The following is a 13,135-nucleotide window of genomic DNA, read 5'->3' on the forward strand; positions in this document are numbered from 1 at the left end:
TCAGGCGAATGCCGACGTATCGCTCAGCTTTTATCGCCCATCTATCGACGATAGAACGCAGGTTGTCCGATAGACTGGTCATGCCACGGCCCAGTACCGCCGCCAGCGGTTGTCACCCTCAAAGCGGACTTCCCCGCGCCCGATCAGCTCTTCCAGCGCGCGCTTGACTTGCTTGGGATGAATCTCCCCGCCAACGCGTTTATGTATGTCACTGATCGCAGACCTTGGATAGCGCTGCAAATCTTCAAGTACAAGTGCTGCCAAGCGGTGCGGCTCGATGCGCTTGAGCGTGGTGGACGTGGAGAAGTCCAGGCTGCGCAACAGTTCCGGATCAATGAAGTAGCGCGTGGCCTGGGTTCGGCCGACACTACGCACCAGCTGCCATTCCAGCGGACGTTTGAGCCACGCGGACAGCGATTCGACCGATGGAAGCTCCAGCGCCTGGGCCAGTTCCCGGGCTGTCAGGGCATCATGTTGCGCCAGCAACCCCAGAGCGATGCGTTCGCGCTGGGTCAACTGATAGGTCTGGTCGGCCTTCGCAATGAAGTCGATGACTTCGGGCTTGATGATGCGACGGTGCACCGTCACCTGCACGCGATCATGCCGTTCGGACAGTTCCGGCGCGGGCCGACCTTGCGACAGCAGCACCTCGAACATCTTGTCGAAGCCACTGCCTTCCCGCTCCATCAGCTTGAGGTCGTGGAACAGGCGCGCAAGGTGTTCGTTGCGGCGTACCGTCGTGTGCAGGATATTTTGTGGAGTGACGCCCAAGGGAAGCAGGCCAGGATTGACGACTTCAAGCCGGTCAGGGTGCAGGTTCAGGAAGATGTCGCCTCGCTGGGTGTAGGGGCGATGTACGAGGGCATTGACCAGCAATTCGCGCACCACGATCTCATCGAATGCAGGCACGTTCTGGCGGTACAGGCCATCGGGCAGTTCATAACGCTCCCGGAAATCCGGCACCCCCTGCCAGACGGCCTCGATCAGCTCCATCGGGTTCAACGTGTGGTCGTCCCAAGGCAGTTTGTTGACCTTCTGCTCATGTTCGTCGTACTTGATGAACTGGATGACTGGTGCGGTTGCCAGTTGCGCCCGGTGCTGCTGCTTGCCGATGCACAGGATGCCGAGGTGGGTCAGGTACTGGCCTTGTGCAAGCTGGTAGTGATCAAGCAGTTCCTCATCATCCTTTTCCTTGACAGATGCTTTGACGCGGTCGGATGCGCGCAGGGCGTTCAGCAGGCGGTTGAACTGGGCGGTGTCGCGCTCCGCGCGGGGGATGTACAGGGTGGTCTGGGTTTCCCAGGGCAGCGCGCTGCGCTCGGTTGCCAAACGCATCACCTCGTCACCGGTAACCGGCTTGCTCTGGTCTGCGACGCGCAGGAAGTAACGGCCGTCGGTGGTCGAGGCGACAGCAGCAGCGCGCGGGACAGTCAGGTCGATATATTGGCCGCCATTGGCGGCGGTCACGATGTCGGGGAGCGCCACCACATTGACCGTGCGTTCGGCCAGCTTGCGCCGCAATGTGTCCGGCAGGTCTATCGGTACTTGCTGGCCTGCAGGCGGCTGATCCTGGTCGTCCTCGATACCGATCAGGAGGTGGCCGCCCGTCGCATTGGCGAAAGCCACGCAGTCCTTGACCAGTTCGCCCCAGTCGGCTGTCTTGCCCAACACCGCGCGCAGCGACTTCCGGTCGAGCAGTTGCCCTTCCTGGCTCATCAGCAGACCCCCTTCATGTCCGTGTCCATCAATCCAGTACCACCAGGAATTCGGTCGCCAACGCGGTTGGCTGAACGTCCCGGACATTGCGTTGCAGGGAAACCAGCCCATAGTCCGCCATCATTCGCAGCGTGCGCGACAGGTTCGGCACCTTGCGCCCGCTGAGTTCGGCCAGTTCCGTAAGGGACTTGGGTTGCCTGTCGTGAATGAGGCGCAGCAGACGGCGGTTGTCATCGGAAAGCACAGCAGCCAGCGATGCCAGGGATGGAAACCAGATGCTTGGCATCTCGCTCCCTTTCTGGGGTGGTCTATCTGGCTGTCGGACGCCGACAATGCAACGCTTCATGATCGTGAGGTCCATGACATGTCTCTTTGATAATTATATCAGTGCGTGATAATCATCGCCGTTAAAGATGCCTCGGTTGCAGATGGCGGTGCCCTTTTGCAACCAAAGGGGGAAAAGGCAAGGGAATAGCGATTAAGAGACAACGGCCCTACCCCGAAAAGGAAAAAGCCACCCTCAAGCCGAACCAGCACCGATCACCAGATTTCCCGACGGCACCAACCCGTCGATGTAATCCGCCCACGCCTGCAACATCTCCCGCCGCTGCTCGGCGTACTCCGCCCGGTTGTAGACGCCCCGCACGCCGCCGATGGTGTGGTTCAGCGCCTTTTCCACCACATCCGAAGGCCAACCCTGTTCGTGCAGCAATGTCGATGCGGTGCGCCGCAGGTCATGGATGGTGAAGGCGGGGATCTCCTGCCCCTGCAACGACACCTTCAGCGCCTGGTTCAGCGCATTGCTGGCGAAGGGCTTGACCAGGGAGCCACGGCCCGGCAACACCCAGACGCTGCTGCTGGCGAGCGGCTTGAGCTCCTTGAACAGCGTCTGCGCCTGGGTGGACAGGTAGACGATGTGCGGCTTGCCGGTCTTGGAATTCTCGACCGGGATGTGCCATTCGCCTTCGTCCAGATGCACGTCCTTCCACTGCGCCAGCATCAGCTCGGACTTGCGCACCAGCGTCATCAGGATCAACTGGAAAGCGATCTTGAACTGGCGGCGGATGTTGGAGGTCTGCATGGCTCGCAGGAACTGACGGATTTCGTCTGGCGTCAGCGCCCGGTCGCGGGCGGCGGCGCGGTAGACGTGCCGCATTGGCAGGGCCATGACCGGATTGGCCTGGATCAGGCCGCAGGTCAGTGCGTAGTCGAACATGCGCTTGAGCAGGCCGCGCACCTGGCCGGCGGCGGCATCGAAGCCTTGCTCCTTCTTGCGCCAGATGACGCTGCGCACATCCTCGGCGGTGATGTCCCGGATCGGCTTGCTGCCGATATGCGGCAGGATGTCCTTTTCTTGGTAGCGGCGGGGCATGGTCACGTTCTTGTGGTCGCGTGACTGGATGTCCTTGAAGAAGCGTTCGGCGAATTCGGCCACGGTGGCGTCTTCTGCGCCGGTTACCTTCTCCTGCTGCTTTTTCTGCGCCGGAGACTGGCCCAGCGCCACCAGATGCGCCGCCTCGTCCCGTTTCAGGCGCGCATTCTTCAGGGTGAGGGCCGGGTACTTGCCCAGAGTGAGCTTCTCGCGTTTGCCACTCAGCCGATAGCGATAACGCCAGACGATGCTGCCACTCGGCAGCACTTCGACGTACAGCCCGCGATCGTCGCTGACGATGTATGAGGCGTCCCGGGGTTTGAGCGCCTTGAGTGCGGTGTCTGTGAGAGACATGGACCTTCCTTTGGGTCCATGGAAGCCAATCTGTTAGACCGTCCGGTGAAATTGGACCCAATTATGGACCCGGATGGCGATGGCTTCGACTGTATCACCGAATCAGTCAGTAGACAAAAATCCCTTTATTTATGCGGATTGTAAGCACATCAGCAGACTTCAGTGGACGCCCCAGGACCTCACCTCACTTCCCGATGCAGAAACTGGAGAAGATCCTTCCCAGCAGGTCATCGGCGCTCATCTGCCCGGTGATCTCGCCCAGCGCATCATGCGCCAGCCGCAGTTCTTCGGCGGCCAGTTCCAGGTGCTCATGCGCCAGCTCACCATCGGCGCGCTGCGCATGTTCCTGCGCGCGCTCGATCGCATCCACATGGCGCGTGCGTGCGGAGAACTCGCCGTCCACCTGCTCGCCTGCCCCGGCCGAGGCAATCGAACGCAGGCGCGCATGCAGATCTTCGAGTCCGGCGCCGGTGGCCGCCGAAACGAACACCCGATCCGGATCGTCCAGCGTCGGCAGCGCCGTCAGCAGATCCGACTTGTTGTGGATGTAGACCTTGTGCGGCACCGCCGCCACGGCATCGCCCAGCGCCGCTTCGCCGGCCGCTGGATCGCGCGCATCCAGCACGATCAGCGCCAGGTCCGTACGCTCGATTTCCACATGCGCGCGGCGCATGCCTTCGCGTTCGATGGCGTCGCCACCGTCGCGCAGGCCCGCGGTGTCGACCAGGGTCAGCTCCAGGCCGTCCAGGCGGATGGTCTCGCGCAGGGTGTCGCGGGTGGTGCCGGCGATGTCGGTGACGATGGCGCGTTCGCTGCCGGCCAGCGCATTGAGCAATGAACTCTTGCCGGCATTCGGCGGCCCGATCAGCACCGCATGCAGGCCATCGCGCAGGCGGCGGCCGCGCTCGGCATCCCGCCGCAGCAGGGCCAGGTCGCTGCGCGCCTGTTCCAGCCCACGCCGCACCTGCGCGCCACCGAGGGTATCCAGCGGTTCGTCGGCGAAGTCGATGGCCGCTTCCACATGGATGCGCAGCAGCACCAGCTGTTCGACCACGGCGTCGATGCGGCGCGAGAACACACCATCCAGCGAACGGCGTGCAGCGCGCGCGGCACGATTGTCGCCCGCGGCGATCAGGTCGGCGATGGCCTCGGCCTGGGCCAGGTCGAGCTTGCCGTTGAGGAATGCCCGTTCGCTGAACTCACCCGGGCGCGCCTGACGCGCACCGAGCGCGATGCAGCGCGCGACCAGTTGCTGCAACAGCACCGGACTGCCATGGCCCTGCAGTTCCACCACCTCTTCGCCGGTGAAGCTGTTCGGTGCCGGGAACCACAGCACGATGCCATCGTCGATGACCTCGCCGTCGGCATCACGCAGGCGCGCGTAGTGCGCGTGGCGCGGACGCAGTGCAGGTGCACCCAGCGCATTGGCAATCGCTGCAGCGCGCGGGCCGGACAGGCGCAGCAGGCCGACACCGCCGGCGCCGGGCGCACTGGCGATGGCCACGATGGTGTCGGTGCGGATCGCGTCGTTCATGGCTCAGAGTTTCTCCAGCTGCGCACGCGCCTGGGCCGCGCCGCTGCCCTGCGGCTGCAGCGCCAGGTAGGTGGTGTAGGCCTGTTTGGCCTTGGCCTTGTCGCCGGCGTTGAAGTAGGCGTCGCCCAGGTTGAGATAGGCCACGGCGCGCGAGGGGTCGATCTTCAGTGTGTTCTCCAGCCAGCGCGCCGCTTCGGCATAGCGCTGCTGGCGGTAGTAGACGAAGCCGAGGTTGTTGGCGGCCTGGGCGAAGTCCGGGCGCAGCTTCAGCGCCTCGGTGAACTGGGCTACCGCTTCGTCGTACTGCTTCTCGCGGTACAGCTGCAGGCCACGGTCATTGGCCTGCTGCGCGCGCTGGCGGTCGGACGCCGGGCCGGCGGTGGGCACCACCAGCTTGGCCTTGCCACCCTGCAGGTCGGCCACGGTTACCGGTGCCTGGCTGCCCTTGGCTTCGCTGGCGGCATCCACTTTGTTGTTCAGCGCGATCGCATCGGCGGTCAGCTGGCGCGTATCGGCGTTGAGGAATTCCTGGCTGTCCGGCACCTGGAACACGAACTCGCCGCCCTGCGAGCCGGGCAGGCTGCCGAAGGCCGGGGTCTGGTGCGAGACCGCCGAGACCGCCGGCGCCACGTAGGCGGCCAGTTCGGTACCGGTGATCAGGCCGTCGCCGTTGAGGTCGCCCTTGCCGGCCAACGCCTGCAGCAGCACCCAGGTGAACACCGAGTGGCCGTTGGGGCCGGCATCGGCCACCTGCTGGTCGGCACCACCGGCGGTCAGCATCTGCCGCGCGCTGCGGCGGGCGTTCTCGCGCAGGAACGACGACGACGAGGGACCGCCACGGGTCAGGCCCAGGCCGCTGTAGCAGGCATCCATCACGAACATCACATGTTTGGCCTGCATGCTCTCGGCGATGTTCTGGATGTCGGTCATCGCGATCGCGTCGGTGGCAAATTCCTTCGGATCCGAATCGACCGGAATGATGTAGCCGAGGTCGCGCCCGGAGGCGAGCTGGCGGGTCGCGCCATGACCGGCGAAGAACACGAACACGCGATCGTTCTTACCGGTGCGGTCGTCGGCCAGGCGGTCGTGGAAGGCGGCCAGGATGTTGTTGCGGGTGGCCTGCTCGTTCTTCAGCACGATCACCTGCGAGGACGGGAAGCCGAACTGCCCGGTCAAGGTATCGGCCACTGCCTGAGCATCATGGCTGGCGTATTCCAGCTTCGGCCACTTGGCGTAGTTGTCGATGCCGACCACGATCGCCCATGACTTCTCGTAGCCGGTGGTGACGGTGGCGGCACCGGCGTCGCCCTTTCGCGCACGGGCGACGGTGAAGTCGCGGCCATTCCAGCCGGCGAACTGGTAGCCATCGGCGATCAGCCGGTCGAGGATCTGCGGCAGCGCCTTCACCGCACGATCGTGGATGTCGTGGAACAGGATGATGCCGCGCTGTTCCGTGTTCACCTGGTCGAGCACGCGCTGCACGATCGACTCCGGTACCGGGTCGGCCCAGTCCATCGAGTCGATGTTCCACATGATCGACTTCAGGCCGGCTTCGTTGAGCAGCTGCAGGCCTTCGGCATTGCGCGCGCCATACGGGAAGCGGAACAGCGGCGCGCGCTTGCTGTCGACGTCCTTCAGCAGCGTGTCGGTGTCGAGTACCTGCTGGCGCAGCGCATCGCCGGTGGTGCGCGACAGCTGGGCATGGGTCAGGCTGTGGTTGCCCACAGCGTAGCCCTCCTCCATCAGGTTGCGGCTGATCTTCGCCATCGGGCCCAGGCTGACCTTGCCATCGGCCTCGACCTTGCCCAGGTTTCGGCCCACTTCGAAGAACACGCCCGGCACGTCGTAGCGCTTGAGGATGGCCACCACTTCATCGGTGTAGGCCTTGTGCGGGCCATCGTCGAAGGTCAGCACCACGGTCTTGGCCGGCAGGTCGCGGCCGAAGATCTCGCGGTCGCTGTCCTTCATCGACATCGGGTACGGCTCGATCACCCCGTAGTCGCGCAGGATCGCTTCGCGGCTGTAGTCCTTGTGCAGGTGCGCGATGTAATCGTCCCACTTCTCGCGCTTCAGCTCGATGGCGCGGGTGCGCTCGAAGCGGCTGAAGATGCGGGTCAGTTCCTGGTTGTAGTTGCGTTCGATCTCGTCGAGCGCCTCCAGGTCCTCGCCGATGCGCTGATGCAGCTTCACCGCCGGCAGCGACGAATCCGTGCCAATGCGCTCATGCAGATCACGCAGCACTTCGCGGAAGGCCAAGCGGTCGGCATCGAACAGTTCCGGCGCCGACTCGATGTAGTCCAGCACGGTGCCGAGGGTGGCGAAGCGCTGCGGGCTGGTACCGCGCAGCAGGGTGTCGAACTGCGCGGCGATGGCCGTACGTTGTTCCAGGCCATCATGGAACAGCTGCTGGCCCACACGCGTGGAGGTGCCGCGGTCGGCGGCCGACTGCTGTTCTTCGTCGGCCAGCAGCACGATGATCCGACGGTAACCGTCGAGCTGCTTCTGCAGCGCAGCCAGCAACGGCGCGGCGGCCGGGTCGGCGGCGGCCGCGGCCTGCGCGCTGGGCTGGGTCACGCCGGTTACCGGTGCCTTCGCGTCCTTGTCGCCACAGCCGGCAACGACCAGGGTCAACAACAGCGAGGGCAGGAACAGGCGGAACGACGACGCACGCGGCATGGCGGACTCGATGGATGGAGGAACGGTGTGCCGGCGATTCTAACGCCGCATACGAAAAGCCCGCCTTGCGGCGGGCTTCTGCTGGGGTCAGCCGGCCAGCGGCCGGCTCTACCGATTACTTTTTCTTGACCGGGGCCGGGGCGGTGGTGGCCGGGACTGGCTCGCCGCCGTGGCGCTTGGTCATCCACCACTGCTGCAGCAGGCCCAGGCCGCCGTTGACCACCCAGTACAGAACCAGGCCGGACGGCATGAAGGCCATCATGACGCCGAACACCAGCGGCATGAACTGCATCATCTTCTGCTGCATCGGGTCCATGCCCGGTGCCGGGGTCAGCTTCTGCGTGAACCACATCACCGCCACGTTGATCACCGGCAGGATGAAGTACGGGTCGCGTGCGGTCAGGTCCTGGATCCAGCCGAACCAGGGCGCCTGGCGCAGTTCGACCGATTCCACCAGCACCCAGTACAGGGCGAAGAAGATCGGCATCTGGATGAGGATCGGCAGGCAGCCGCCCATCGGATTGATCTTTTCCTTCTTGTACAGCTCCATCATCGCGGTCTGGAACTTCTGGCGGTCATCACCATAGCGTTCCTTCAGCTGCGCGATGCGCGGCTGGAAACGACGCATCTTGGCGCCGCTCTTGTACTGGGTCGCCGACAGCGGGTACAGCACCAGCTTCAGCAGCACCACCAGGCCGACGATCGCCCAGCCCCAGTTGCCGACCAGCTTGTGCACCTGGTTCAGCACCCAGAACAGGCCCTGGCCGATCACCGCCATCATCGAGAAGCGGCTGTAGTCGACCACGCGGTCCAGGCCCGGCACGTCTTCCTTGGCAATCAGGTTGACCAGCTTCGGGCCGACCCACAGGCGGGCTTCGGTGCTGGTGGACTGGCCCGGGGCCACGGTGAAGGCCGGGCCACGCGCTTCGATCAGGTCACGACCGGCCACCTGCGACAGCACGTAGTGTGCGGTCTGGTCCTTCTGCGGGATCCAGGCGGTGAAGAAGTGGTGCTGCAGCATCGCCAGCCAGCCGCCGGTGATGTTCTGGTTCAGCGTGCCGTCTTCCAGGTAGTCCTTGAACGCACGACGCTGGTACTTCTTGTCGTTGTCGTACCAGGTGGCACCGTTGAAGCTGAAGGAATCCGGGTTGGTCATGCTCCGCGACAGGATGGTCGGGGTGCGGTCCAGGGTGCGGTAGACGTAGCCGTTCCACGGCGCGGCGCCGGCGTTGCTGACTTCATCCTTGAAGCGCACGGCATACTCGTTGCGCGAGACGGTCAGCGTGCGCTTGATGGTCACGCCGTTGTCGGCGGTCCACACGAACGGGATCTGCAGCTCGTTCTGGCCCTTGGCCAGCACGAAGTCCTTGGTGTCACCGACCAGCTTGAAGCCGTCGGCGCCGGGGACCGGGGTGTTCTTGTCTTCGCTGGCCCAGCCACTGATCGCGCTGTACGGGTGCGCGGGGTCTTCGGTCAGCAGGCGGACCGGCGGGCTGCCTTCGTCCTTGGTCTGCGGGAACTGCAGCAGCTCGGCATCGAGCACGCGGCCGCCGTCGAGCACCAGGCGCAGCACGTCGGTGGTGACGGTCACGCGCTGGCTGGCCGGGGTGGCGCTGGCCTGGGCCTGCACGGCGGCCTGGCCGGGGGCACCCGGCACCTGGGCGCTGGGGATGGCGCCCGGGGTTGCGCCCGGAACGCTCTGTGCGGCGGCCGGGGCCGACGTGGTCGTCGGTGCCGGGGTCGGAGCAGCCTTTTCACGGCTCCACTCCATCCACAGCAGCACGGCCACCATCAGCCAGGCAAAAATGAGGAATACGCGGGTCTGGTTCATCAGCGGACAGGCTCGGCGGGGCCGGGACGCGATGCCGGCTCGGTCAAAGAAGGAGTTGCGATGCCATCAGGCGGCGGCATTGTGCCGTCCACGCCCGGCGTGGGCAATGCACGCAGGCGACGCAGCAGGCGCAGGAAGGCCTGGCGGATCTCGTCGTTGCTGGCGGAACGCGCAGCACTTCGAGCCACGACGACAAAGTCGCCTGGCTGGATGTCGGTACGTGTCTGACGCAGGATGTCGCGCAGGACGCGCTTGATCCGGTTACGCCCGACGGCGTTCGGATCAACCTTGCGGGAAACCGCCAGACCCAGCCTGGCCGGCCGGTCAGCCGGCAGCCAGTGCAGGGTCATCAGCGGATCGGACACACGGCGGGCGCCGTTGAAGACCGTTGAGTATTCGGCACGCGTGCGAACCCGCGCAGAGCGAGGGAATCGCTTGCGCGGGTCTGCAGTATTCACTGTCGAAGGGATTGCGTCTGCCGCGATGTGCGGCATGGCAATCAGGCGCTCAGGACTTTGCGGCCCTTGGCGCGGCGACGCGACAGGATCTTGCGGCCGTCAGCGGTCTTCATACGGGCACGGAAGCCGTGGTCGCGCTTACGCTTGAGGTTGCTGGGCTGGTAGGTGCGCTTCGTGGCCATTGGGGGCCTCTCGTATGAATGGGACGGAAAGAACCGGAAATTCTAGAGAGGTACCCCGCCCCAAGTCAACCCCTGGCAGCTACGCGAATTCACTGGGCTGTGCAATAGCTGTGGATGTTTTTGTGAATAAGTAGGGGACAAGCATTCCGAAGGCGGGCGCTCGGTGGTAGTCTGAGCCATCCATTTCCCCCCTTTCCGGCCTGTGTTTGGGCGCCTTGTCGCGTCCATGCCCCGGCCACCGGACGATTATTGCTGATGGATGCCTGGTCCCGTAGTCTCGAGCGCCTCGAAGCGGAGTTCCCGCCGGAAGACGTTCATACCTGGTTGAAGCCGCTGCAGGCCGATCTGCGCGTGGACAGCCTGGTGCTGTATGCACCGAATGCCTTCATCGTCGACCAGGTCCGCGAGCTGTACCTGGCCCGGATCCGCGAACTGCTGGCCCATTTCGCCGGTTTCAGCGACGTTTTTCTTGAAATCGGCTCGCGCCCGCGTCCCGTGGAGGCGCAGAACGCGCCCGTTTCCACGCCGTCGGCGCATGTGTCCAGCGAACCGCAGGTGCCGTTTGCCGGCAACCTGGACAATCACTACACGTTCGCCAACTTCGTCGAAGGCCGCAGCAACCAGCTGGGCCTGGCCGCCGCCTTCCAGGCAGCGCAGAAGCCGGGCGACCGCGCGCACAACCCGCTGCTGCTGTACGGAGGCACGGGCCTGGGCAAGACCCACCTGATGTTCGCCGCCGGCAATGCCATGCGCCAGGCCAATCCGGGTGCGAAGGTGCTGTACCTGCGTTCGGAACAGTTCTTCAGCGCGATGATCCGGGCTCTGCAGGAAAAGACCATGGATCAGTTCAAGCGCCAGTTCCAGCAGGTGGACGCGCTGCTGATCGATGACATCCAGTTCTTCGCCGGCAAGGACCGCACCCAGGAAGAGTTCTTCCATACCTTCAACGCGTTGTTCGATGGCAAGCAGCAGATCATCCTGACCTGCGACCGCTATCCGCGCGAGGTCGAAGGCCTGGAAGCACGCCTGAAGTCGCGGCTTGCCTGGGGCCTGTCGGTCGCGATCGAACCGCCGGACTTCGAGACCCGCGCTGCGATCGTGCTGGCCAAGGCACGCGAACGCGGTGCAGAGATTCCCGATGATGTTGCGTTCCTGATCGCCAAGAAGATGCGCTCCAACGTGCGCGACCTCGAAGGTGCGCTCAATACCCTGACCGCCCGCGCCAATTTCACCGGCCGCGCGATCACCACCGAATTCGCCCAGGAAACCCTGCGCGACCTGCTGCGCGCCCAGCAGCAGGCGATCAGCATTCCCAACATCCAGAAAACCGTTGCCGACTACTACGGCCTGCAGATCAAGGATCTGCTGTCGAAGCGTCGGACCCGCTCGCTGGCCCGCCCCCGCCAGGTCGCCATGGCCCTGACCAAGGAACTGACCGAGCACAGCCTGCCCGAGATCGGCGACGCCTTTGCCGGTCGCGACCACACCACGGTGCTGCATGCCTGCCGCCAGATCCGGACCCTGATGGAAACCGACGGCAAGCTCCGCGAGGACTGGGACAAGCTGATCCGGAAGCTGAGCGAATGATGCACGGATGCCGATGAGGCGTCATCGCACAAAACGGTGCAGAATCCGGTAGCAAGCGCGGGACACGTTGTGGATAAACATGGCGTCTGAAATCGCGTCGAATTTATCCACAGCTTTCCCCACCCCCTTGGGGTCGGTAATACAGAGGGTTTCGAGGTCTGAAATTCTTTTATTTACAAAGACTTAGCGTTGTTTTCCAGCGATTCTGTCTCTACCAGCACCACCAAGCTTTTGATTTATTCCACATTTTTTAAAGCATAGGGGCACGGAACCACATGCGTTTCACACTGCAGCGCGAAGCCTTTCTCAAGCCGTTGGCACAGGTCGTCAACGTGGTCGAACGCCGCCAGACCCTTCCGGTTCTGGCCAATTTCCTGGTCCAGGTGCAGAACGGCCAGCTGTCGCTGACCGGTACCGACCTGGAAGTGGAGATGGTGTCGCGGATCGCGGTTGAAGATGCCCAGGACGGCGAAACCACCATCCCCGCCCGCAAACTGTTCGAGATCATCCGCGCCCTGCCCGACGGCAGCCGGATCACGGTCTCGCAGACCGGTGACAAGATCACCGTGCAGGCCGGCCGCAGCCGCTTCACCCTGGCCACCCTGCCCTCCAACGACTTCCCGTCGGTTGACGAAGTGGAAGCCACCGAGCGCGTGGCCATCGGCGAAGCGACCCTGAAGGAACTGATCGAACGCACCGCGTTCGCGATGGCCCAGCAGGACGTGCGCTACTACCTCAACGGTCTGCTGTTCGATCTGCGCGGCGATGCGCTGCGTACCGTCGCCACCGACGGCCACCGCCTGGCGCTGTGTGAAACCGACCTGGCCAAGCCCAGTGGTTCCAAGCGCCAGATCATCGTGCCGCGCAAGGGCGTGACCGAACTGCAGCGCCTGCTGGAGAGCGGCGATCGCGAGATCGAGCTGGAAGTCGGCCGCAGCCACGTCCGCGTCAAGCGCGACGATGTCACCTTCACCTCGAAGCTGATCGACGGCCGTTTCCCGGATTACGAAGCAGTGATTCCGATCGGTGCCGACCGCGAAGTGAAGGTTGATCGCGAAGCACTGCGTGCCTCGCTGCAGCGTGCCGCAATCCTGTCCAACGAGAAGTACCGCGGCATTCGCGTGGAAGTCTCGCCGGGCAACCTGAAGATCAGCGCGCACAACCCGGAACAGGAAGAAGCCCAGGAAGAGATCGAAGCCGACACCACGGTCAGCGATCTGGCCATCGGCTTCAACGTGAACTACCTGCTGGATGCCCTGTCTGCCCTGCGCGACGAGGAAGTCATCATCCAGCTGCGCGACTCCAACTCCTCGGCGCTGGTGCGTGAATCCAGCAGCGAGAAGTCGCGCCATGTGGTGATGCCGCTGCGTCTCTGACGGCAGCCTGTTCCACGTGGAACCGAACGACGCCCGGGATCTTCCCGGG

At 64.2% G+C, this 13,135-nt stretch carries 10 protein-coding genes; 2 read left to right on the plus strand and 8 right to left on the minus strand.

Annotated elements, in window-relative coordinates; all coding sequences use genetic code 11:
- Positions 1-78: 78 nt before the first annotated feature.
- The 8 genes from V3B48_RS15760 to rpmH all read right to left on the minus strand — a co-directional run bounded on the left by V3B48_RS15760 (position 79) and on the right by rpmH (position 10,123).
- Positions 79-1,716, minus strand: a complete 1,638-nt coding sequence (locus V3B48_RS15760; protein WP_253143493.1) for an ATP-binding protein — start codon at positions 1,714-1,716, stop codon at positions 79-81.
- 28 nt (positions 1,717-1,744) lie between these two features.
- On the minus strand, positions 1,745-2,077 hold the full coding sequence (locus tag V3B48_RS15765; protein ID WP_253143494.1) for a helix-turn-helix domain-containing protein: 333 nt from the start codon (positions 2,075-2,077) through the stop codon (positions 1,745-1,747).
- A 159-nt stretch (positions 2,078-2,236) separates the two neighbouring features.
- A complete protein-coding gene (locus tag V3B48_RS15770) occupies positions 2,237-3,442 on the minus strand; it encodes an integrase arm-type DNA-binding domain-containing protein (protein ID WP_253143495.1) in 1,206 nt (401 codons plus the stop codon).
- A 184-nt stretch (positions 3,443-3,626) separates the two neighbouring features.
- Positions 3,627-4,976, minus strand: a complete 1,350-nt coding sequence (gene mnmE, locus V3B48_RS15775) for a tRNA uridine-5-carboxymethylaminomethyl(34) synthesis GTPase MnmE (protein ID WP_049399027.1) — start codon at positions 4,974-4,976, stop codon at positions 3,627-3,629.
- 3 nt (positions 4,977-4,979) lie between these two features.
- Entirely contained in the window at positions 4,980-7,652 is a 2,673-nt protein-coding gene (locus V3B48_RS15780) for a polysaccharide deacetylase family protein (protein ID WP_253143496.1), read from the minus strand.
- Between the two features lie 115 nt (positions 7,653-7,767).
- The gene (gene yidC, locus V3B48_RS15785) at positions 7,768-9,483 is read right to left on the minus strand and encodes a membrane protein insertase YidC (protein ID WP_049399025.1); all 1,716 of its coding nucleotides are present in this window, start codon (positions 9,481-9,483) and stop codon (positions 7,768-7,770) included.
- Complete coding sequence (gene rnpA, locus V3B48_RS15790) at positions 9,483-9,977, minus strand: ribonuclease P protein component (protein WP_021203275.1); 495 nt, start codon at positions 9,975-9,977, stop codon at positions 9,483-9,485. Before rnpA ends, yidC begins: the two co-directional genes overlap by 1 nt.
- 5 nt (positions 9,978-9,982) lie before the next feature.
- Positions 9,983-10,123: a 50S ribosomal protein L34 gene (gene rpmH / locus V3B48_RS15795; RefSeq protein ID WP_005411729.1), complete on the minus strand. Its 141-nt coding sequence runs from the start codon at positions 10,121-10,123 to the stop codon at positions 9,983-9,985.
- A 255-nt stretch (positions 10,124-10,378) separates the two neighbouring features.
- Here rpmH and dnaA point away from each other — a divergent pair, with 255 nt between their 5' ends.
- Positions 10,379-11,710 (plus strand): chromosomal replication initiator protein DnaA, encoded by a 1,332-nt coding sequence (dnaA, locus tag V3B48_RS15800; RefSeq protein ID WP_005411730.1) that lies wholly within the window; start codon positions 10,379-10,381, stop codon positions 11,708-11,710.
- Between the two features lie 275 nt (positions 11,711-11,985).
- Positions 11,986-13,086, plus strand: coding sequence for a DNA polymerase III subunit beta (dnaN, locus tag V3B48_RS15805; protein ID WP_005411731.1), 1,101 nt, complete (start codon positions 11,986-11,988; stop codon positions 13,084-13,086).
- Positions 13,087-13,135 lie beyond the last annotated feature (49 nt).

This window comes from Stenotrophomonas sp. SMYL20 (genome assembly GCF_036320045.1).
Taxonomy (GTDB): domain Bacteria; phylum Pseudomonadota; class Gammaproteobacteria; order Xanthomonadales; family Xanthomonadaceae; genus Stenotrophomonas; species Stenotrophomonas maltophilia_A.